We start from the raw sequence: 210 nt of genomic DNA, 5'->3' as shown, positions 1-210 counted from the left end.
CTTTGGCAACCAGGGCATTTGCCCATCCATTTTGCCGATTCATAGCCGCACTCTTGGCAGACAAACTTCGTTTTTTGTTTCGCCATGTATCCCATTCCCCCGTTTGGATTCACTACATGTAGTGTACCAAAAAGCAAAAAGAAACGCTTGGTTTTTAAGAAAAGCTCCATGAAATCGTGTCACTGAGTGCAAAAAAACAAAGTGAAATTA

1 protein-coding gene is annotated in these 210 nt (G+C 41.4%); it reads right to left on the bottom strand.

What is annotated here, in order from left to right:
• On the bottom strand, positions 1 to 86 hold an 86-nt coding region (locus CHH91_RS20835; RefSeq protein WP_176465913.1), incomplete at its 3' end, for a hypothetical protein.
• Positions 87 to 210: the final 124 nt, after the last annotated feature.

This window comes from Virgibacillus sp. 7505 (assembly GCF_002272135.1).
Lineage (GTDB): Bacteria > Bacillota > Bacilli > Bacillales > Amphibacillaceae > Terribacillus.
Note: the sequence above shows the minus strand (reverse complement) of the source record. Positions and strands in the feature narration are given on the sequence as shown.